At 45.2% G+C, this 22,636-nt stretch carries 20 protein-coding genes; 7 read left to right on the top strand and 13 right to left on the bottom strand.

Going from position 1 to position 22,636, the window contains the following annotated elements; all coding sequences use genetic code 11:
• Positions 1-69: 69 nt before the first annotated feature.
• The 3 genes from B4F66_RS10770 to B4F66_RS10760 all read right to left on the bottom strand — a co-directional run bounded on the left by B4F66_RS10770 (position 70) and on the right by B4F66_RS10760 (position 2,225).
• Complete coding sequence (locus tag B4F66_RS10770) at positions 70-519, bottom strand: DUF305 domain-containing protein (RefSeq protein ID WP_292355820.1); 450 nt, start codon at positions 517-519, stop codon at positions 70-72.
• Positions 520-787: 268 nt separating this feature from the next.
• Positions 788-1,630, bottom strand: coding sequence for a pirin family protein (locus B4F66_RS10765; RefSeq protein WP_292355822.1), 843 nt, complete (start codon positions 1,628-1,630; stop codon positions 788-790).
• Between the two features lie 10 nt (positions 1,631-1,640).
• Complete coding sequence (locus B4F66_RS10760; RefSeq protein ID WP_292403367.1) at positions 1,641-2,225, bottom strand: FMN-dependent NADH-azoreductase; 585 nt, start codon at positions 2,223-2,225, stop codon at positions 1,641-1,643.
• Positions 2,226-2,347: 122 nt separating this feature from the next.
• Between B4F66_RS10760 and B4F66_RS10755 the strand changes: the two genes are divergently transcribed.
• The 4 genes from B4F66_RS10755 to amrB all read left to right on the top strand — a co-directional run bounded on the left by B4F66_RS10755 (position 2,348) and on the right by amrB (position 5,242).
• On the top strand, positions 2,348-3,253 hold the full coding sequence (locus B4F66_RS10755) for a LysR family transcriptional regulator (RefSeq protein WP_292411483.1): 906 nt from the start codon (positions 2,348-2,350) through the stop codon (positions 3,251-3,253).
• A 72-nt stretch (positions 3,254-3,325) separates the two neighbouring features.
• On the top strand, positions 3,326-3,982 hold the full coding sequence (locus B4F66_RS10750; protein ID WP_292355828.1) for a pyridoxamine 5'-phosphate oxidase family protein: 657 nt from the start codon (positions 3,326-3,328) through the stop codon (positions 3,980-3,982).
• 293 nt (positions 3,983-4,275) lie between these two features.
• Complete coding sequence (locus tag B4F66_RS10745) at positions 4,276-4,425, top strand: hypothetical protein (RefSeq protein ID WP_292355830.1); 150 nt, start codon at positions 4,276-4,278, stop codon at positions 4,423-4,425.
• Between the two features lie 28 nt (positions 4,426-4,453).
• Positions 4,454-5,242, top strand: coding sequence for an AmmeMemoRadiSam system protein B (gene amrB / locus B4F66_RS10740; protein ID WP_292403362.1), 789 nt, complete (start codon positions 4,454-4,456; stop codon positions 5,240-5,242).
• Here amrB and B4F66_RS10735 read toward each other — a convergent pair.
• On the bottom strand, positions 5,227-6,006 hold the full coding sequence (locus B4F66_RS10735) for a TIGR01458 family HAD-type hydrolase (RefSeq protein WP_292355834.1): 780 nt from the start codon (positions 6,004-6,006) through the stop codon (positions 5,227-5,229). The genes amrB and B4F66_RS10735 overlap by 16 nt on opposite strands.
• Positions 6,007-6,568: 562 nt before the next feature.
• Here B4F66_RS10735 and rimO point away from each other — a divergent pair.
• Positions 6,569-7,879: a 30S ribosomal protein S12 methylthiotransferase RimO gene (gene rimO, locus B4F66_RS10730; protein ID WP_292355836.1), complete on the top strand. Its 1,311-nt coding sequence runs from the start codon at positions 6,569-6,571 to the stop codon at positions 7,877-7,879.
• A 144-nt stretch (positions 7,880-8,023) separates the two neighbouring features.
• On the opposite strand, the gene B4F66_RS10725 is transcribed toward rimO, so the two are convergent.
• The 4 genes from B4F66_RS10725 to B4F66_RS10710 all read right to left on the bottom strand — a co-directional run bounded on the left by B4F66_RS10725 (position 8,024) and on the right by B4F66_RS10710 (position 13,071).
• Positions 8,024-9,010, bottom strand: coding sequence for a sensor domain-containing diguanylate cyclase (locus B4F66_RS10725; protein ID WP_292355838.1), 987 nt, complete (start codon positions 9,008-9,010; stop codon positions 8,024-8,026).
• Positions 9,011-9,244: 234 nt separating this feature from the next.
• On the bottom strand, positions 9,245-10,216 hold the full coding sequence (locus B4F66_RS10720) for a calcium/sodium antiporter (protein WP_292355839.1): 972 nt from the start codon (positions 10,214-10,216) through the stop codon (positions 9,245-9,247).
• 78 nt (positions 10,217-10,294) lie between these two features.
• Positions 10,295-11,761 carry a cryptochrome/deoxyribodipyrimidine photo-lyase family protein gene (locus B4F66_RS10715; protein ID WP_292355841.1) on the bottom strand — a complete coding sequence of 489 codons (1,467 nt, stop codon included), beginning with the start codon at positions 11,759-11,761 and terminating at the stop codon, positions 10,295-10,297.
• The gene (locus B4F66_RS10710; protein ID WP_292355843.1) at positions 11,758-13,071 is read right to left on the bottom strand and encodes a DASH family cryptochrome; all 1,314 of its coding nucleotides are present in this window, start codon (positions 13,069-13,071) and stop codon (positions 11,758-11,760) included. The genes B4F66_RS10715 and B4F66_RS10710 overlap by 4 nt, the downstream gene beginning before the upstream one ends.
• Positions 13,072-13,174: 103 nt before the next feature.
• Here B4F66_RS10710 and B4F66_RS10705 point away from each other — a divergent pair, with 103 nt between their 5' ends.
• Positions 13,175-13,591, top strand: coding sequence for a thiol-disulfide oxidoreductase DCC family protein (locus B4F66_RS10705; RefSeq protein ID WP_292355845.1), 417 nt, complete (start codon positions 13,175-13,177; stop codon positions 13,589-13,591).
• A 54-nt stretch (positions 13,592-13,645) separates the two neighbouring features.
• Here B4F66_RS10705 and B4F66_RS10700 read toward each other — a convergent pair whose 3' ends face one another.
• From B4F66_RS10700 to B4F66_RS10685, 4 genes are read right to left on the bottom strand one after another with little or no spacing between them, the layout of a single operon-like run.
• Entirely contained in the window at positions 13,646-15,601 is a 1,956-nt protein-coding gene (locus B4F66_RS10700; protein ID WP_292355847.1) for an alpha-amylase family glycosyl hydrolase, read from the bottom strand.
• 42 nt (positions 15,602-15,643) lie between these two features.
• Complete coding sequence (locus tag B4F66_RS10695) at positions 15,644-16,516, bottom strand: carbohydrate kinase family protein (protein ID WP_292355849.1); 873 nt, start codon at positions 16,514-16,516, stop codon at positions 15,644-15,646.
• On the bottom strand, positions 16,513-17,370 hold the full coding sequence (locus B4F66_RS10690) for an HAD-IIB family hydrolase (protein ID WP_292355852.1): 858 nt from the start codon (positions 17,368-17,370) through the stop codon (positions 16,513-16,515). The genes B4F66_RS10695 and B4F66_RS10690 overlap by 4 nt, the downstream gene beginning before the upstream one ends.
• Positions 17,371-19,527: an HAD-IIB family hydrolase gene (locus B4F66_RS10685; RefSeq protein WP_292355854.1), complete on the bottom strand. Its 2,157-nt coding sequence runs from the start codon at positions 19,525-19,527 to the stop codon at positions 17,371-17,373.
• Positions 19,528-19,744: 217 nt separating this feature from the next.
• On the opposite strand from B4F66_RS10685, the gene B4F66_RS10680 reads away from it, so the two are divergent.
• Complete coding sequence (locus B4F66_RS10680) at positions 19,745-20,560, top strand: class I SAM-dependent methyltransferase (protein WP_292355857.1); 816 nt, start codon at positions 19,745-19,747, stop codon at positions 20,558-20,560.
• A gap of 43 nt (positions 20,561-20,603) precedes the next feature.
• On the opposite strand, the gene B4F66_RS10675 is transcribed toward B4F66_RS10680, so the two are convergent.
• Positions 20,604-22,526 (bottom strand): TIGR00341 family protein, encoded by a 1,923-nt coding sequence (locus tag B4F66_RS10675; RefSeq protein ID WP_292355859.1) that lies wholly within the window; start codon positions 22,524-22,526, stop codon positions 20,604-20,606.
• Between the last annotated feature and the right edge of the window lie 110 nt (positions 22,527-22,636).

Raw genomic sequence — 22,636 nt, 5'->3', positions numbered from 1 at the left:
TACACAGAATTTTTTACAGTCCCTTGTCTTGTTGTTTAATTAATAGAGACAGATTTTCAATCCGGTTTTTTACTTTTTCTGAAGATCGTTAATCAGCATTTTCATCTCATCAATTTCCCTGCGTTGCGCCTCAATAATTTCATCGGCTAATTGACGTACCCGTGGATCACTAATCTTTGCCCTTTCGCTGGTCAAAATTGCGATGGAGTGATGTGGAATCATGGCTTTCATATAAGACACATCATCAACCGTGGTCTGGCTCCTTACCAGCCAGAGTGAGCCCGCAAAAATTACAATACTGACAAGATAAATAATGATATTGACTGTGACGTTGGAATACATGTGCAGCATAAAGCTCAACATCACTATTGCCATGGTTGCCCCCATTATCAGTGCCATATAACTTCGGGTTTCACTGAAAAACACATGATCAGCCTGATAGGTATTTAGGTACATTAAACCGAACATCACGAGAGTGGATGTCAGGATCATGGCAGCAAATCTTCCATACATTTTCATCAGCATATCTCCTAATTAAAGACTAGGGTCTGTCTATCTTTCAGAGCCAGCACTGCTGGCGGCTGTGAAAGATAAACAGCCCCTCGTTAACACCCCGTGAAATGAGAAAATATTCTTGTTGTTATAGTAAGTTAACATTTATTAGGGCGATTGATCTTTCATTACTACCATTCTGGACAAAAAATCAGCCATAGGCAGTGATGGACATGCAAGATAAACAAGCTCTGGTTGATACCGCAAAAAAGCCCGGATAATTCCGGGCTCAAAATCAGGCAAACTGACCGCTGCGATAATCAGCAAAAGCCTGTTCCAGTTCAGCACGGGTATTCATTACAAATGGTCCTGCCCGTTCAACTGGTTCATTAATCGGTTTGCCAGCCACAACAATGAATATGCTGTCCTGTTCTGCCACCCCTTTCACCGCATCACCTTCTTTTAGTACCGCCAGCTGCGAGGCACCGATTGAAGTCGGTTTATCGCCAATACTGACTCGACCTGCTGCCACATAAATAAAAGCATTATGAGTAGCCGGTATCTGGTCTTCAAATACACTACCCGCAGGCGCATCAATCACAAAATAAACCGGCTCAATAAAACTATTATCTATAACGCCTTTGGTTCCATTAAGCGTTTCACCGGCTACTACTTTTACCGTTAAACCTGCTTCGCGTGTCTCTATTGCAATCTCGCTGGCTGCTTTTTCCTGATAGCGTGGTGCCATCATTTTATGTTCAGCGGGCAGATTTACCCACAACTGGAAACCTGCCAACAAACCCGCTTCCTGCTCAGGTTTTTCCGAGTGGATAATGCCGCGGCCTGCTGTCATCCACTGCACGCCTCCACTTTCAATCACCCCCGCATTACCGGCGCTATCTTCATGGCGCATTTTACCTGCCAGCATATAGGTCACTGTTTCAAAACCACGATGTGGATGGGGTGGAAAACCGGCAATATAGTCTTCAGGTTTATCACTGCCAAACGCATCAAACAATAAAAACGGATCCAACATATCTATTTCATGCGAGGCGATTAACCGTCTTAACGACACCCCCGCCCCATCCGAGGTCATCTGACCCCGTATCCATTTTTTCACTTCACGTTGTTGTGCCATGATGGCCTCCTTACGCCGCAATCACTGCAGCCAATTTCTCGCTGCTGTCCGGCTGTTCAAAATAGTGGTTGGCATTGACCAATGTGACATCGCTAATGCCAATAAACTGCATAAAAAATTTCAAATACTGACTGGCAAAATCCACATCACTTTCCAGTGGTACGCCACCTGATGCCATCACCAGATAAACTTGTTTGTTTTCCAGTAAGCCTACAGGACCATTTTCGTTATACCGAAAGGTTTCGCGCGCCCTAGCCACCAGATCAATCCAGGCTTTCAATGCTGCCGGTATACCAAAGTTATAAATCGGTACAGCTATCACTATCACATCCGCTGTCTTGACTTCATTAATCAGCTGATCAGATAAGGCCAATACATTTTTTTGTGCCTCACTTCTATCTGCCGGATCGGTAAAGTTGGAATTAATCCATTCTTCGTTGATGAATGGCAAACCTGAAGCCACATCACGTTGCTGCAAGGTTACATCATGTTGACTAGCCAATATTTCGGTCAACTGGGTCGAGACAGTCCGGGTTAATGATCCGTCATAACGACCACTGGCATTAATATGTAATACGTTTAATTTTTGCATCATTTAATTCCTCTTATAGGTCGGTTAAGTTAGTACGGTGACATTTTATAGTTCTTGAAATTTTGATAAAGAATGCTATAAAGAATTTATTGTTGATATATAAAGAACAATAAAAGGATATGGCAGTGAATCAAATTGAAGATATGCAAACGTTTAAACGTATTGTTGAAGCAGGCAGTATCAGTCTCGCTGCCGAACAGCTTGATACCGTGAAATCGGCAGTTAGCAGGCGGTTAAAAGATTTGGAAAAACGTTTGAATGTGACTCTGCTGCAACGCACCACCCGACGCCAAACGCTGACCGAGGCCGGACACCGTTATTATCAGCATTGTTTGCGATTACTGGATGATATTGCAGAGGCAGAAGCACAGATATCCGATATTGAAGCCGAACTCAGCGGCAAGTTACGAATCTCCGCGCCGGTATCTTTTGGCTTAATGCATTTGGGGCCCGCCTTACAGGAATTTCAGCAATTACATCCCCTGATTGAAATGTCGATTGATTTCAATGATCGACAGGTTGATTTGATTGCTGATGGATTTGATCTGGCAATCCGCATCGCCAGACTGGATGACTCAACCTTAATTGCAAAAAAACTCTCATCTACACGGCTGCTGGTCTGTGCCAGTCCAGAATATCTGGCCTATCATGGCACGCCAGTCATTCCCATCGATCTTACTAATGACCATGCTATTTTGCATTATCGAAATACCTCTGAAACCTGGGTGTTTCAACACAATGGCAGCCCCATCAGTTTGCATTTGCAGGGCAAGCTTTCAGCTAATAATGGTAATTTTCTGTGTGATTCAGCCATCGCAGGCCAAGGCATTATCTTCTCTCCAGATTTTCTTTGTTATCAGGCTGTGCAATCAGGAAAGCTTGAGGTCATATTGCGTGACTATATGTATGACAACGAGGTTGGCATTTTCGCGGTTTACCCACAAACCCGCTATTTGCCAAGGCGCAGTCAGATTCTGATTGCCTATTTGCAGAAATATTTCGCTCGCAATGCACCCTGGTTGGATTGCTGAGCTATTTGACAGTCTTTGGCGACAATGCTCAACTGTCGCCCACAAGAAAAATCTTATAAAGAGAGAGAACCTATGACTGAAATTTATGGCACCCAGCATCGGCAATTACAACAGGAATTCGATAAAGAAAAACTTGCGGATCGAGTCGGCGAGGCCATTATCACTGATTACATTACTGATCAGCATCGTGAGTTTATCGCATCACGTGATTTCTTTTTCCTGTCCACGGTTGATCACCGGGGGTTTCCAACCTGTTCCCATAAGGGCGGCGACATTGGTTTTGTAAAAATTCTCGATGAAAAAACACTCGCCTTTCCCAGTCTTGACGGTAACGGCATGTATCTGTCGATGGGTAATATTGATGCCAATAAAAAAGTTGGCATGTTGTTTATCGATTTTGAAACTCCACACCGGGTTCGGGTTCATGGTACTGCCGAACTGAGTCGCGATCCGGCAGATCTGGCGTTATTTCATGAAGCAGAACTGGTGGTCAGAGTCACCATTGAAGATATGTTTCAGAACTGCCCTCGTTATATTCACCGTTATAAACGCATCAGTGAATCTCGATATGTGCCAAAAGCTGAATGCCAGACACCATTACCAGTCTGGAAGCGTTTAGATGCCGTTCAAGACGTTATAGATGATAAAGAAAAGGCTAAAGTGGCTCTGGAAGGCGGCATTATTACCATGGAAGAATATGAAGTACTGCTGCAAAAAGGTGAAGCGTAAATTATTGAAAAATAAGTAGTTTGCGCACCACTATGTCTCATCTGTACCACATTTATATTTCGGGAAAAATTCCCGCAAGTGATCAATGCCCGACACATCAGGTTTCCGGGTATTGATCATTTTTTACAGCTAAATCCTTGCTTGAAAATCCATATTGCGAAGCGAATACTCAATCATCCAAGGCCTTGGGTCTATTTACCTTTCAAAGCCGCCTCTGTTGTGACTGAAAATAGACCAATCAAGGCGTGAGGAGTGTAGTTTAGTTCCTCTAAATAAATGACGAGCAACGCAGAGTGGTAGATTTTCAGCCACAACCCGAAGGGCTGGGACAATTTTTCCACCCTACTGCGTTGGAAATGAATTATGTAGAACAACTACATCGCATCATTTCCGCCTTGTTGGACGGAAAAATAGTCGCCAGCAGTGGTGGTTATGAAAGGTAAACAGACCCAAGAGTTGAGGATAAAAACAATGATTTCGATTCGCCCCAGTGCAGTTGCAGGTTTGTATTATCCCGCCCGTTCAGCAGAGCTTGAAGACTTGTTGGCAAAACAGTTTGATAAGCCCTCAGACCACATTCACCATCATGCTAAAGCGCTTATTGTTCCGCATGGGGGTTATTTCTATTCCGGTCAAGTCGCTGCCAAGGCTTATCAGTCCTTAATGGAAGTAGCCGATGATATTGAACGGGTCATTTTAATTGGTCCCTCGCATCGTACAGATTTCAAAGGCATTGCGATGAGCGAGGCGGATTATTTTGCTACGCCGATTGGCAGTGTGGCGGTAGACAAAAAAATCTACCCTCAGTTAAGCCGCATTAAAGGGGTTGAAACCTACGAAAGCCCGCATGATAACGAACATTGTCTGGAAGTCCAGCTACCTTTTTTACAATATTCGCTAAATCAATTTGAAATTGTGCCTTTACTCACCGGCCAAGCTAGTTCTTCGCTGATTGCCGATGTTCTGGGTACGGCAACCCAGGATGCTAAATCGTTAATTGTGATCAGTTCTGACCTGAGTCACTACCTGGATTATGAGACCGCACGCAAGATAGACCAATATACTTCACAGGCTATTATCAGCATGGATAATCACGATATTGATAAGTTTCATGCCTGTGGCTGTGATGCCATCCGCGGCTTTCTTGAGTATGCCCGCAATGCAAATATGTCCGGTCAAATCATGGCGTTAAGTAATTCCGGTGATATCGTCCGCAAAAAAGAAAGCGTCGTCGGATATGGCGCCTATTTATTCGAATAGGCATAAGTCGGTTTGACCACCTGATTTACTGCCTCGACCACAGAAGGTAATACCCATGCACCGGGATGACGGATTTTATCTTCGTCTCCCGGTGTATATTTTCCGGTCTGCACCAGACAACCTCTTAATCCTGCTGTCAACGCACCTTGTACATCAGCAAACGCATCATCTCCTATCATCAGTACTTCTTCAGCAGCAAAACCAGTAGATTCCACTGCTGTCTGGAAAAATGCTTTTGCTGGTTTGCCTAAAATCTCAGCTTCCACATCACAGGCAAATTCAAGTGCCGCAATAAAGGGGCCAGCATCCAACTGCAACTCTTCGTTTTGCCGGAAATATCGATTCAAACCTATACCAAGCAGCGGTGCCCCATCCATCACCAACTGAAATGCCCGGTTCATGTTCGCATAATTAAATCCATCGCCGGCATCGGCAATGACCACAGCATTGGGAGAACTTTGATCCAGATCGGCAAATTCCGGGCGCAGCTTTTCATGCACTAGGCAATATGGACGCAATTTGCGTTGCTGTAACGCTAACTTCACTGCGCCGGGAGCGGTTAACACTTCCTCAACACTCAGATCGAAGCCCATCTGCAACAGTGACTGCAACATGTCGGTGCTGGTTTTTCGGGAAGTATTGGTTACAAAGCGCACCACTATTTGCTCGTTCCGAGCCAGCTGAATGGCCTCTATAGCGCCATTTACCGGCTCGTTATCAACATGCAATACACCACTGATATCAAATAAAATCGCTTTTATCATCATAATCACCTTGGGCATGTTATGTATGTATAAATTATGCTCGGTTAAATGCTGACAAACAAATTACACAATTAATTCTGCTTGATTCAACTGTATAAAATTGCGATCTACCCCGGTGCTGTTAAAAATTCAATGTCATCGCAGAAGTAACTATGAAAGTTCAACAAGCTCTAGGGCTTATTGAACTTTCATCTCCGCCGCTGTTGTGAGCTGAAAAAGCGTCAATCAAGGCACGAGGAGCGCCTTTTAGTTGTTCTAAATAAGCGACGAGCAACGCAGAGTGGCGCTTTTTCAGACACACCCCGAAGGGCTGGGACTATTTTTGCGCCCGCCTGCGTTGTATGAAATACACCCTGTATTTCACCGCTGCGCGGCCAGCTAAGCTGTTCAAATGAGTTCCAGACTCATTTGTCAATCACTTATGTAGGATGGCTACACGGCGTTCTTTCCGCCTTGTCGGACACAAAAATAGCCACCAGCAGTGGTGGATATGAAAATTCAACAAGCCCTAATAAACAGTATAGAATAGCGGGCTTTTCTCTCCCAGTTACAGGTTACGCTTATGAAAGCTCCTCAGGTCGGGTTTGTCAGTCTCGGTTGCCCAAAAGCACTTGTTGATAGCGAACGTATCATCACCAAATTACGTTCAGAAGGGTATGAAATTTCCGCCAATTACGATGATGCTGATTTAGTGGTGGTCAATACCTGTGGCTTTATTGATTCTGCCGTTGATGAATCACTGGAAAGTATTGGTGAAGCCATTGCGCAGAATGGCAAAGTTATCGTGACCGGTTGTCTGGGCAGCCGTGACAATACCATCCGAGAAAAGCATCCACAGGTACTGGAAATTACCGGTGCTCATGCGCTTGAAGAAGTGGTAGGCGCGGTTCACAAACATCTTCCACAACCCCATGATCCGTTTATTAGTCTGGTGCCACCTGAGGGCATCAAACTAACTCCCCGACATTACGCCTATCTGAAAATTTCCGAAGGCTGTAATCATCGCTGTACCTTCTGCATTATCCCCTCCATGCGTGGGGATCTGGTCAGTCGCCCAGTGAATCAGGTAATCGCTGAAGCTAAGCGTCTGGCTGACGCTGGTGTAAAGGAAATTCTGGTTATTTCGCAGGATACCAGTGCTTACGGTGTCGATTTGAAATACGCTGAATACGAATGGCAGGGTGAGAAAATTGCCACCCGCTTTACAGCCATGGCCAAAGCTCTTGGTGAACTCGGCATCTGGGTGCGCATGCATTATGTTTACCCTTACCCGCATGTGGATGATGTGATTCCATTGATGGCTGAAGGCAAAATTCTGCCGTATCTGGATATTCCGTTTCAGCATGCCAGCCCGCGTATTCTCAAATTAATGAAACGTCCGGCTTCATCACAAAATAATCTGGAACGCATCCAGGCCTGGCGGGCAATTTGTCCAGAAATCACTCTTCGCAGTACCTTTATCGTGGGATTCCCCGGTGAAACCGAAGCTGAATTTGAGGAATTGCTGGATTTTCTTGATCAGGCTCAGTTGGATAAAGCCGGTGCTTTCAAATACTCGCCTGTTGATGGTGCAGTGGCAAATCAATTACCCGATCCGGTGCCTGAAGAGATTAAAGAGGAACGTCTGGCCCGCTTTATGGCGAAACAGGCAGAAATCAGTGCCTACCGGCTGCAACAGAAAGTTGGGAAACGCGATTTTGTGATTATCGATGAAGTTGTTGAAGAAGGTGCCGTCGGGCGGAGCCGTGCTGATGCCCCTGAGATTGATGGCCAAGTCTTTATTGATCACGCCACCCATTTAAAAGTGGGAGATATTGTTGAGGTGGAATTTGAAGAAGCCGATGAGCATGACCTCTGGGCAAGACTGGTTTAGAAGTGGTTTATACTTAATCTGCAAGGCATAGTATTAAGAAAATATAGCCCGGCAGCGTGGTTGGAAAAGCATTATGCCGGATCGTTGCTGATCTATTATTCATGGCTTGTTGAAGAAAAAGCACCTCTCCAGCAATGATGCAGATTAAGAACTGATACGGTTTTTCCCAGAGTCTTTAGATTGATAAAGTGCATTGTCGGCGCGGATCGACAAGCGCATAGCTGATTCTCCCTGACGCAACTGCGCTACCCCAAAACTCGTGGTGATAGTAGCGCGTTTATCCAATTTGGCATCCACGATCAATTGTCTTAATTTTTCAGCGGTATGGGCTGCTGCTTCGAGGCCGGTATTCGGTAACAAAATCATAAACTCATCACCGCCCCAGCGTGCCAGCAAATCGATTTCGCGAATATTCTTTTTTAATAAACGACTCATCTGAACCAACACCATGTCTCCATTGGCATGGCCAAACTCATCATTTACGATTTTAAAATCATCGATATCGAGGGCAATTATTGAGAGTGGTTGCTTGAAACGCTCAGCCCGCTCGACTTCCAGCTCCAGTGTTTTTTCCAAACGATATCGGTTGGCTACACCCGTAAGTGTGTCTGTTTCAGCGAGGCGTTGAACTTCGGCAATCTTGCTTTCCAGTTCAGCGTTGGTTTGAATCAACTGGTGAGTACGTTCTTCGACCAGGTCTTCCAGAGAATGATTTTGTTGCGCCAGCCGATCCAGGTTGAGTTTTCGTTCATTGATATCCCGATGGGCGCCAATCATTCTTGCAACAGAACCATCTTCATTCCATTCGATAATTCTGGCACGGTCTTCTACCCACAAATAACTGTTATCAGCCTTTTTCAGTCGGTATTCAATCTGGTATGAACTGCTATGATTATGTATGTAGTTATCGAAGTGGGCTAATACACGCTGATGATCTTCTGGGTGCAGATTTTGCTCCCAGGATGCTACGCTGGCAGGAAGAGTGGCGGCGTTATACCCCAACATTCTGAACCAACCAGGACTACGATAAACGTATCCGGTATTTGCATGCCAGTCCCACACACCATCGCTGATTATGTCCAATACGACTTGCAGACATTGATCGTCTACCTCGCCCAGCCCCGTCTTCATACCCAATCCTTAGTAATCAAACACTTAAGAGCGGAAGTATCTTATAAATATTTATGTGATGCAAGTCACAATATTATTTGGTTGTCGAGAGAGACAGATAATCATAGGAAATGACGATAAATAAGATAGTAATCAGTATTGAGAATGTGGAGCCCAAATATAAAAAATATGGTGACCTGAGAAGACCTCAGGCCACCATTATTCATAGCCATTTAAACTGCTGTTAATTTTCGCTTAAGTCACAATCGTGCTGACGAGATAGGCTGTATAAGCGACAAACACCAGCATTAACGCACTACCTTCAACGCGATTGATACGCCCTTGTCTTCCGCGAAAACCAAAGCCAAAGATAAATATCGCTATGGTCAGACCAGCCATAACGGCAATATCCCGTGTAAGTATTTCTGCTGGAACACCAAAAGGATGAATCAATCCTGCGATACCCACTACAGCCAGGGTATTAAACAGGTTTGAGCCAATAACATTACCCAGCGCAATATCATGCTCGCCTTTTTTTACAGCAATCAGTGATGAGGCCAGCTCGGGTAATGATGTTCCGATGGCCACGATGGTCAAACCAATAATCAAATCACTGACACCAAACGCTACGGCAATTTCTACTGCGCCCCAGACCAAAATTCGTGAACTGATAATCAAAAAAATCAGACCGATAAATAACCAAATCAATGCTTTTTTCAAGCTCATTGATTCTGTATTGAATTCAGCTTCCATTTCGGTACCGAATGCATCTGGTGATTTCTTCATGCCCTGATAAATGGTCCAGCCCATCAACATAAAGAACACCAAAATCAACACTCCGGCATCCAGACGCGACAATGAACCATCAGCTAACTGCCAGGCAGCCAAGGCGGTCACTGCGATTAGAATCGGCAACTCTTTGCGCAACACTTGTGAATGCACTGCAATCGGACTGAGTACTGCGGTCAGGCCCAGAATTAACGCAATATTGGTAATGTTTGAACCATAAGCATTGCCCAGAGCGAGGCCAGGATTGCCTTGCGTTGCGGCCAATGCAGAGACCACCATTTCCGGTGCTGAAGTACCGAAACCGACTATCACCATGCCGATTAGTAACGGCGGCATACCGAAGTAGCGGGCAGAAACTGCGGCACCATCAATAAATCGATCAGCACTCCATACTAATAAAATCAAACCAAAAATCACCGCAGCAAAGGCAAGTGTCATATGTTCTCCGGAAAAAATATTGAGGAATTTATAGCGTTATTATCAGGGGTGAAACCGTTCGCTGGCAATTCGAATCTGTTAACGACGGGTCAATCGTACATGGCGACGCAGTATACGTTGATTTTCACGTTGCACATCGTCACGTTTACGCCATGACCATAAACGATCCCGGCTTTGTTTTGAGGTATCTTTGATATCAACAATGGGATACGGGTAATCTCTCCCCAACTGAAAATTTAACATCATTTCCTCCATAGGTGTGATTTCCCATGGTCGGTGAATAATTTCATTAGGTAAATCGCAGAGTTCGGGTAACCATTCACGGATAAACTTACCCTCGGGGTCCTGTTCTTCAGCTTGCTTGGTTGGATTATAAATACGAATGGTGTTGGTGCCCGTAACCCCTGCCTGCATTTGTAGTTGTGGATAATGAATACCCGGCTCAAAATCCAGAAACACCCGGGCCAGATGATAGGTTCCGCGCCGCCAGTCAATATGCAGCTGATGACATAAAAAACTGACCAACATGGCGCGCATTCGAAAATTGATATAGCCGGTTGCGTTCAGACAACGCATGCTGGCGTCGACCAGCGGATAACCGGTTTTACCATTTTGCCAGGCTATCAAATCAACTCCCGATTGCTTATCCTCTCGCCAGGGGAAAGATTGATAACCCTGGTTTACCGGCCGAAATTCCATTTCCGTTTCACTTTCAAATTTCTGCATAAAATGACAATGCCAGTGCAACCTTGAAGAGAGTGCTGCCAAGGCTCTTCGCCAGCCGGGGTCATTCCAGTGCTCCAGTAACTGTTGATAGACCTGTCGCAGGCTGATATTGCCCCAGGCAAGATACGGTGACATTCTGGAGCAGGATTGCCGACTCAGATCCGGACTGGAAATCTGTCGGTTATAAAGTTTGCCACGCTTGGCAAAAAATTCAGCCAACACTTTTTGCGCGGTCAATTCGCCACCATATTGAAAAAGCATATCCGTTTGCTGCCATTCGACCGGAGGCGTGAATGGTGTCATCTGCACCTCGGTAATAAAGTCAGCCTGTTGCCAATTACTTTCCGGCACGGATTGCCGCATGACCTGTTGCCAATGTTTATCCCAGTCCTCACGACTGTTTGCGGCACGAATGACCGCACCTTGTGGAAATTGATTCCAGCTAATTTGTTGATGTTTAAACTTTTTATGGAGAATTTTATCTCGCTCATAGGTGATGTTCAGACCTATTTCCTGATGACTGAAAACCGTATCAATCTGATAATACTGCTGTAATTGTTCAAAGACAGCTGGCGCTTCCCCCTCTATCACCACCACACTGGCTTTGTTTACTATCAGCTGCTGATCCAACTGTTGTAATGACTGCCAGACAAATCGCCAATGGCGCAGGCTGTAATGCGCATCATCCACCAGCGAGGGTTCCACAATATATAACAATAAAATGGGTAAATTCTGTTCACATGCAGCATTAAGCGCTGCATGGTCGGATAAACGTAAATCACGTTTAAACCAGACGACATTGATTAATTGACGGGTCATTTTTTGGGAGGAGGCATGATTGGCCAGTCAGCCGCATCAACTGAATCCAGCGGGATAATATCAATGTCTCCCTGCCAATGACGGATAAATTCACCATCTGGATCGTATTGCCGGGTTTGTTTTTCAATATTAAATTGCCGTCCACCTCGAGGATCAGCCCCTACTCCAGCAATATATTGCCAATTGCCCCAATTGGCAGCGACATCATAGTCAATTAATTGCTGCTCAAAATAAGCGGCGCCAAAGCGCCAATCCAGATTCAACTCATGAACAAAACAGCTGGCAACGATCTGCCGTCCCCGATTGGACATATAACCTGAAGCATTAAGTTGTTTCATACAGGCATTGACCAGCGGATATGGTGTATTACCGTTACACCATTTCTGATAACGTTCCGGGTAATAGCAACGTCGGCTTTTAGTGTTTTTTATTCCGTCAAAGCGAAATAATCTGGCGCCATAACGATGGGCATACCATTGAAAGTATTCCCGCCACAGTAATTCAAAGTAAATCCAGTAAGTCGAATCATTACAGACCTTAGTCTGTTCATAGTTTTTGAGCCGGGAAGCCAGATGTCTTACAGAAAGACAGCCTAACGCCAACCAGGGAGAAAATTTGGTTGAATTGGTCCAGCCGTCCAGTTCATTTCGCACAGTTTTGTAACTGGCTGGCAGGTCCTTGGAGAAATAATCATTGATATGTTTCAGTGCAGCCGTTTCCCCTCCAGTAAATTTTGAGGGTTGAAATACCGGCTGGGGAATCTCATCAACCGCAATTGGTCCTGGCGTTGGTGGCAATTGCTGAGGACTCGACATAGGCCTGGGCAGCACTAAATCTTCGACCTGTTTACGAAACTGGGTAAATGATGTTGGTAGTTGATTAAGTTGGAATGGTAAATCATCAGCAGAAAATAATGTGTGACTTGGTTCTGTCACGAATTCACGATCCGGAAATTGTTGTTGTAACAGCTTCCAGTGACGATTTTCATAAACACCTGCATGCTGGCTACGGGCAATAATATCGACGTTATATTTATTGATTAATTCTGTCAGCGCCAGGTGCGGGGTTTGTTGTTTGATAATCAGTACTTGTCCGACATGCTGAAGCTGTTGCTGCAGATCCTTTAGCGACTCGACTAAAAACTGTAAACGACGCTCCCCCATCGCCTTGGCATTCAACCCATTAGGTCTGAACCACTGTGGGTCCAGACAAAACACACAGATAAGTTTATCAACCGACTGCATTTTCCATAATGCAGGCTGATCATGCAGTCGCAGATCATTGGTGAACCAAAATATTCCTGTGGTCATAGGGTTTCAAAACTCCATTGGGATGAAAAGCTGACAGTTCAGAGACTGCAAAGAGAGATATAGGTTCGATGTTTCAGAACTAAGTAGCGTTGAGAACGTCAGAATGACAACCACTTTCAGTAGAGAACACAAAATGCATCAATTGACGGTATTCTTTGATGGTCAGTGCCCTTTGTGCACTAGAGAAATTGCTTTATTAAAACAATTTGATACGCGACAACGACTGCATTTTGAAGATATTCACGCCACTGACTTTGTTTATCGTTATCCCTACATTGATGTCGTTAGCGCCGATAAAAGATTGCATGGTCAATTGGCAAATGGGCAAATCATTACCGGGCTGGATGTGACGGCTAAAGCCTGGGGCCTTGTAGGTCATCATCGCTGGTTGCAGATATTACGCTGGCCGGTCATTCGCTGGTTTGCAGATTTAGCCTATCTGTTTTTCGCCCGGTTTCGTCATCCGATTGCCCGATTATTCGGTGATAAGTCCTGTCAGGATGATAACTGTAAGTTATAGGTTCTATTGATCTTTCAGTGACGACTATGAAAAATCAACAGACCCTCAAGTTATTCAGACTTCGGTCAACCAGTAACAACCAAACCGCGGGATGACCACTGTATTGCCAAACTTCTCGGGACTTTGTCCGGTAATAGCATCCACCAGATGCCCCTGATAGGATTGTGACCATCTCGGTAACTGGTCCAAATCCAGACGCTGAGATTGTTTATCGAAATTCGCAATCACCAAGACCCGATCGGCAGGTTTTTGCAGATGGTAACGCTCAAAAACAAACAAATGCGGATTATCTACCTCGACCAAATCCCGATTATTAAAATCAGCAAATGCATCCAGTTCTTTATGCACCGCAATGAGTGTCTTCAACTGGCTGAAAATCAGATATTCAACTGTACCCGGTACATTTCGCTGTTCAGCTTTTTTCCAGTCAATAAATGGTCGATGTACCCAGCGTGAATCATCCATTTTGACTGGATCATCACGATAACTTTCATCATTGGTTGTACCAATTTCATCGCCATAATAAAGTAACGGCAAGCCACCAAATGACAGAATCATGCTATGCAATAACACGATGATGCGTATCGCATCATCAATAGCCTGCTCATCTCCGATATCAATGGCATATTGCAACCCCACCAGCGAGGCCAGAGAGCCGGAAATACGGGCATCGCCGGTTTTATCATTCTGACCAAATGGTACACCTCTGGCGTGTGAATCAGCATATTGTCCGGTGAAATAGTCGATCAAAAAGCGTCTGTGTTCACGTGGCTCGTAACCTGCCAGCTCTATGTCTTTATCATCAAACCCTAGACCGATATCATCGTGGCAGCGGATGTAATTTAACCAGGTAGCGCGCTCCAGTTTTACCGGAAGACTTTTAATTCCCTGATTCAGCAGTCGGGCATTTTTGGTGGCCACTGCATCCCATAACAACGCCATAAATGTGGCGTTATAGGCAATTTCACATTCTTTGGCGATGACCGCATCTTCGCCAAAATATTTAGTCACTTCGACGGGAGCAACGATGGCCTCAGCAATAAACAATACACCCGGCGCTGTTACCTGACAGCAGTCTTTCATTAGCTGCAAAATCAGATGGGCTTCGCGTTCGTTCTGACAGGTACTGCCGATCTTTTTCCATAAAAATGCCACTGCATCCAGCCGCACAATATCGGCACCCTGGTTGGCCCAAAACAGGATAATATCGAGCATTTCTATAAATACGGTGGGATTGCTGTAATTAAGATCCCATTGATATTCATTAAATACCGTCATTACCCAGCGCTGCATTTCTTTGTTCCAGGTGAAATTACCTGGAGCTGTTTCCGGAAACACTTCAGGCATGCTCTGCTCAAACATATCCGGGACGTGACGGTTTTCAAAAGTATAAAAATAATCGCGATAAGGCGAATAACCATCACGTGCTTTCTGTGCCCACTCGTGCTGGTCAGAAGTGTGATTTAACACCACATCCATCACCAGCAACATATCACGTTGACGGAGATCACCAGCCAAACCACGCAGATCGTTGAGGTCTCCGGCACGGGGATCAATTTCACGGAAATTACTGACAGCGTATCCACCATCACTTTTCCCTTCAGGGCATTTCATGATGGGCATGACATGTACCAGATTAATACCCAAATCCTGAAAATAATGCAGATGTTCACGCATGCCTTGCAGATTTTTGGCGAACCCATTGCAATACAGCGCCATGCCAACCCACTTCTGACTGAGAAACCAGTTGTAATCCTGTTCCCGCTCTATATCCTTAGCACGTAATTCTTCAGACCGATCGATATATTGTCTGGCAAGTGTCTCAACAAGACGCTGGGCCTGTTCGGCAAAGTCCGGGCGTTTGCCATACAGCCTTTCAAATAACGAATGAATGGCGTAGAAGTTGGCACCCAGCCGCGTGTAGAAATAACGCAGATCATGTTTGGAAAACTCTGGTTCAATCTGATTCAGGATGGCATTCAGAAGTGAATGAGATTGCTGTTCGTACATGTAATTTCCTGATTAAAGAGTCGGATAATTCTGGGTGTGTGGTTATGTGAACTCAGAATAAAAAGCAGGATCCTCGCTGACCGCTCCCCGTAATCCTATCACTTTGCTGGCAAAATGCTGGGCATTCAATAAAATTTTCTGTACTGGCCAACCGGCTAACAACCCGTGAATATACATTGCACTGAAAGCGTCTCCTGCACCCACAGTATCAACCAGCTGCTCAGCAGCAACCCGTTTCTGTTCATAAAAGGTTCCATCGTTGCAGCGCACGATACCTCCTTCCTCTCCCCGTGTCACGATCAGTTGTTCCAATTGAAAATGGGTTTGCATCCGGGTCATATCCTGCTGCAAATCCGCTGAATTAAAGCCCAGTTCATTCAATTCCAAATGATTCAGCTTGCACCACTTCGCACGTTCCAGACATTTGTATATATCTTCCTTGCTCCACCACGGTGTGCGTAAATTCACATCCATAAAAACCGAGACGGATTTGGGACGTGTCAGAAACTCAAAAGCATCTTTCGACACTGAATTTCTTAACGCCAGAGAACCATGATAAACAATGGCATCATTACGCAGGCCTGGCAGCTCTGCTGTTTGTATAAAATCATAAGCCCGGTCAGCTCTGATATCGTATGAAGGCTCGCTGCCCTGCAAAGAGACCTGAACCTCGCCCGTGCGATGTTCATTATCTGTTTGCAGCCCTTCAGTAGAAAGCTGCCAATTTTCCATCGCATTGCGGATCTGCTGACCGGATTCGTCATTGCCAACTCTGGAGATGAAAACCGGATGATCCCCAAAGGCTTGTAAATGCCAAGCGACATTAAAAGGTGCTCCGCCCAGTTTTCGTTCACCATCCGGAAAGCAATCAAATAATACCTCACCAAATATGGCTAGCGCGGACTGCTGGCTCATGTATTGTCTCCCGATTCAAGTTGGTTTCTGAATCCTTCGGCATAATGCCAAACACCTTGTAATACCCCTGCACTGTAATTGCCATTCATGCCCAGCGGGCCTGGATCAACAGCAATATAAAGTGACTGTGGGTGACCATTTTCTGCGACTAATTGTTGTGCCATGGCTTTGATTTCATCTGAGGCATTATTGACCACCACCGATTGTATCGGGCTGGCTAAAACCGGCATATCATTACCACTGTCACCAGCAAAAACCACCTCGGTATCCTGATACCCCAAACGGCTTTGCAAAAATTCGATCGCGTGCAGTTTGGTAGCATGTTCCGGTAACACATCCAGTAAACCAACATTGGTAAGCTCATCAATACTCCACATTACTGAAGCGTTGATTCCATTTTTTTGCAGATGGTTATGCACTTGCGCAATGACCTCATCCTTATTGAGATAAAGCGGCAGATAAAAACTCAGTTTGTGGGTGTTTTGCTTACTGAACTCCTGCAATTGCAGATCTTTGATATCACTCAGCAAGGCCTTCAAATCAGAATGTGATTGACCGTTCCAGTCTTTGGCAATTTCATCACACCAGCTCTTTACTTCCTGCCACCGTTTATCTTTGTATTGAAATATTTTAGTTCCCACATCGCTGATAATGTAATCCGGTTGTGGCAGGCTATAGGTACGAATAGCTTTTTCAACCAATTGACGATGGCGGCCCGTCACATATACCAGACAAACATTTTCCGATTGACAGAATTTTCGGAATCGCCTGCGTGCATTGGGATGTTCAGCCTGCATTCCGTTCGGTATGACAGTGCGATCCATATCGGTACAGAGTAATAATCTTGCACTCATTTAATTTGAACCTGTTGCTTGTTCAGAGGTGGTTTCAAAAAAATTATAATATTCAATCGCTTCCATAATGCCTGCAGCATAAGGCTTATGGGCAAAATAGATATGTGAAAAATCTTCCAGCTGTGACAGTTCTTCATGATGCCTGTTTGCTACAACAACAGCCAGTGTGTTGCCACGCATCATATCCTCATCGGCACCACTTCCACCGGCCACACAGATACGTTCCAGCGGCATTTGCCAGCGATCTGCAACAAACCTCAACGCCATACCTTTTGATGCTCTGAGCGGCAGAATATCCAGATACTGACCAAAGGCGAGCTGAACATGTACCGATAACTCTTCTCGGTGTAACAATGATTTCACGGCCTCAACATCTATCTGTTCGGGATTGATGTAATAACTTAGCTTGAACTGACTCTGTTCTGACTTGGGCTGTCGTTCCAGCCCTGGAATATCATCAAGCAATTTAGTCACCCGATGAGGTAACCACAAATGGTCAATATGTTTGGTCCATGCCGTATCCGGTGTTAGTTTTGGTGCATAATAAATTTCGCTGCCGCTACTGGTAATCAGAATATCCGGCTCGGGAATACGATGTTTTTTCATCAGTTTTAAAGCCTGATCCAAGCGTCGGCCGGTAGCAATAACAAATTTGGTACTTTTACGATTATCCCGCAGCAGACCAAGCAATGCCTGCAAGGATTCATCATCACCAATCAGATTCAAATCCAGATCGGTGACCAGTGCTCTTTCATCGCGTCCCATTTCACGACGTTCAACTGGCAAGCGCAGTAATTTTTCAGTGCGTGCAGCAATCGGTTCAATGATTTCCAGGTAGCGTTTTGCATGTGCTTCCCAAGAATAATGTTCAGTGACGCCTTTCAGGCCATTTTGCTGACACTGTTGCCAATAATCATCGTCAAGTAACAGTTTCTCTATCGCAGAACTGATACTGGAAATTTCCAGTGGATCAATTAATTCGCCATTCAGACAATTCGCCATGATATCTCTGGGACCACCGTCTTCGGTGGCAACAATCGGCAAGCCACTGGCAGCAGCTTCAATTAAAGTAAGGCCAAATGGCTCTGTCAGGGCCGGGTTAACAAATACCCCTTTGGTTGCGGCTGCTATACGATAAATCAGTGGCACTTCATCACGACGATGATGTTTAGGAATAGTGACTTTGCCGTAAAGATCATAACGATCAATCGCCACCAGAAGCTCATGAAATACTTCCTGTGCCCCTCGTTCCAGATCATCAATATCATCACGATTACCAGCAATTACCAGAATATTGGCATGTTGCTGTAATTGTTCTGACTGCCCATAGGCCTCAATCAGACTGACAATATTTTTACGCTTATCTGGCCGCGACAATGCCAGAATCATCGGTTTTTCCGGTTCATCCAGATGTTTGGTAATGCGTTTAAATAACTCGCTTTGCAGTTCATCTCCCTTTGGTGGAGTGAATTGCTGAACATTAGTACCGGGCGGCACGATACGCATTTGAGCCGGCTGGTAGTGATCATAAAGCTCATACTGCTCTTCAATTTCCTGATGCGTACTAGTGATCACCCGCTCTGCGGTAGCCAGCGTAATTTCTTCTGCCTCAATTCGCTGGTTCATCTTGTACTGTTGTTCTAATTGATCGATATCCACGCCACTGGCCAGCAATCTTCTGCGTTTGACTCGTCCCAGTGAATGGCCGGTATGGATTAGTGGTATTCCCAGCTGATTGGCAATATGCGAGGCAACCAGTCCGGAATCAGCATAATGACTATGCAAAATGTCTGGTAAAAACGCCTGTCTACGGAAAAAATCCACCAGATTATCGGCAAAGGTATCGAGATATTCCCATATTTGTTCTTTGGCCAGATATTCTTCAGGCCCGGCATCAATTCTTATGATACGTAATTTTTCGTTTAGCTCTTCAATAGGCTGGGCATAATCAGGCGAAACCTCATCATCCTCGACTCGTCTGGTAATTAGTAAAACTTCACCGACCTTTTCCTGCTCAGACAAAGCCTGAGCCAGCTCAAGCACATACAGTGTCTGACCGCCAGTATCGGCATCTCGACCAAGTTCGAGATCATGACCACGAATAAGACCATGGATATTTAACAGAGCAATCTTAAGTTTTTCATTTTTATCTGACATAGGCGTTTTATGGTTTCTTCACAATGCGTTATATCCGGACACTCAGCTAGAGTCAGACAAGGAATATTCGTCTGTTACTTTGCGATATTCCCTTAAAACTACCCGCTAAGCTGCCAGAAGACAAATCAATCTCGTTCTTAAAGGGGTGTTGCAACCATGAGCGTATCATGCAGTCTGTTAGTTACGTATTAACTTAAATTTAAAAAGGAAAATTTCTATGAGTTTGCAGCGTATTTTTTCTTCTTTATTATTATTGTGTTTACTGCCACTTGGTCAACCTGTTATGGCAGAGGCGTTATTAGAGAAAACAATTGACAGTCCTTCACGGTCAGAAGCCAATAAGCAACGTGATATGTTTCGCCATCCTTCAGCCACCTTGATGTTCTTCGGCATCACCGCTGATATGCATGTCGCTGAAATATGGCCAGGACGTGGCTGGTATACGGAGATCCTTGCCCCATGGTTAAAACATGGTAAGGGAAAATTGATTGCAGCCGGTTTTCCTGAGGACACACAATCGGCCTACAGACAAAATCTTCGCCAGGAATACAATACCTGGCTAAAAGCCTCTCCAGAGCTATATGACGAAGTAGTTGTCACCGAATTTGGCCCGGAAAGCGATTGGCAATTTGCTGCTCCACAAAGTCTGGATGCTGTTTTAACCTTTCGCAACGTTCATAACTGGGTGCAGGGTGATTTTGCCGACCAGGCCTTTAATGCCATTTTCACAGCATTAAAATCCGGCGGTATTCTGGGTGTGACTGACCATCGGGCCAAACCGGGAACGCCGCTTGCTGTGATGAAGAAAAGTGGTTATCTCACTGAAGAATATGTGATTTCACTGGCTGAAAATGCTGGCTTTGTACTGGAAGAAAAGTCTGAAATCAACGCGAATCCGGCAGATACGGCGGATCATCCCAATGGTGTCTGGACCTTGCCACCCAACCTGCGCGTAGATAATGAAACAGATAAAACGAAATATCAGGCCATTGGTGAAAGTGATCGAATGACCTTACGTTTTCGTAAGCCTTGATGACGGAAAGCTCAGACACAGAAATCTGTGTCTGAGCTATTATTTATCGAACCACCCTGACAGCAATTTCCAACACCACTGGTTGTTGTAAACGGCGTTCAATTTCCTGTTTTACTTCATCCATCACGGCATGATCCACTGGGGTTTTTGACACCATGGTCAAGCTGATTATCACTGGATCACGTGGTCTCACATTGACATCCACCAGTTTGACACCTGCTATTTCCTGGCCATCCAACTGACGTAACACATTATTTTCGGCCACCATCCGCTCAAAACCGAAAGCCAGCGGAACCGCCAGAATAGCCACCATCACCAGCGTCAGCATCAAACCACGTTTCGCTCGATGAAATGGACTGTAACCCAGAATCATAAAGGTGATTAACGCTGCCAGAATAATGCCAACAAGGTTCGTCAGATATAACAGGAAAGCACCAAAAAACACGGTCAAGTCGAACCAACCCAAGCCAATACCAGCAACCGCCAGCGGTGGCACCAGGGCTACAGCAATAGCGACACCGGCAAGACTTTTAGCCACTTCAGCACGCGCATGAGCATAGGCACCGGCAATTCCCGAAACCACGGCCACACCTAAATCCAGCAAGGTCGGACTGATTCGTGCGGCGATTTCACTATTGATATGATTCAACGGTATAAACCAGGCAATCAGCATGGCACAAAGTAAGGCGAGCCCGGTGCCAATAGCGATACTGCGACCACTATCGATCATCAGATTTTCATCCTGGCGCAGGGTGCCTAATGACATAGAAATAATCGGGCCCATCAATGGGGCCAGAATCATCGCACCGATAACGACTGGAATAGAATTGGCAAACAGGCCAAAAGCCGCCAGCAAAGTGGATAACACCATCAACGTTAAATAGGCTGGAGTAGCCTTTGCGCTTTCGCGCATCATCATAAATAAATCTTTGAACTCTTCCGGCGCAGCATGATGCATCCATGGCAATGGATAACTGACCAGTTCATTACGCGCTTTGCCCAACGGCAATGCCTGGGTGCGAATAACTTCTTTCTGATCCCCACCACTTTCCGATAACGCCAGTAGCCTGCCGGGTATCAACCGAATAGTCCGCCGCTCTACTTTGAACTGCAGTTGCTGTGCCTCGGAGACCATCTCATCATGACTGTATTGGATGGGTTTATTGGTTTCCAACGTAAGCTGGCTACTTTTAATAAAGCCGACAAACGCCGGGTTATTTCGGCTCCAGATAGTTCGCATAAACAAAGAGGCAAACAGAAACCTGAGCATTTCAAAGACACTTCTTGGCGCCAACACCAGTGCATGCAGCATGCCATCATTGGCATTGGAATCGGGCATAAAACGGCGGGACAATACTGAGCTTCGGCCATGCTCAACTGCCACCACGCCAAAGGCTGCTGTTTCAATCACTTTTTCTTTCTGAGTGGTAATAGTGAACGGTGTAAAACGCACCTCTTTGAGACTACGCATCAATCGCCAGAAGCGTCTTACCCTCACCAAGAATGCTTCTACCATTGCTTCGCCAGGGACCAAAGTAAAGGTCTGCCCTACAATCACAGAGTTGAACACCGGTCTTTCATTACAAAGCAACAAATCCAGTTGCGAAGCATCGTTATTCACAATATCGCTAAGTGCATCGTCAAAATTGGCGGCAATCCCAAAACCATAGCGGGCATGTTTCATCTCGGGATGCGGTAACAGCCCAATCGTCCATTTCTGCTCACGTGCCTTTAGCATCAACTTACGCAGCAACTCATCATTCAGATAGCTGATGACCAGCTGATCATCATCAAATTGACATGACTGCTCCAACTCAAAGCTGCTGAGCTCAATATCCCATTGCTGTTCAGGTAATTTCGGCAGAATCTGTTCTTGAACAGTTGATTCATCTTCCGTCGAAAACAACAATACAACTCGGCGTTTATCAGTCATTGAATCAAGTTTGCTGATCAAATCTTCTACCATTCAGGCGCTCCGTAACGGGGATAATTCTGCAATATGTTATCAGACCAATCAGAAACGTCTGGTCTGTAAGGAGATGGAAATGTTATGAACCCAAGTATATTAATCTTTGC

The organism is Methylophaga sp. UBA3603 (assembly GCF_002375335.1).
Lineage (GTDB): Bacteria > Pseudomonadota > Gammaproteobacteria > Nitrosococcales > Methylophagaceae > Methylophaga.
Note: the sequence above shows the minus strand (reverse complement) of the source record. Positions and strands in the feature narration are given on the sequence as shown.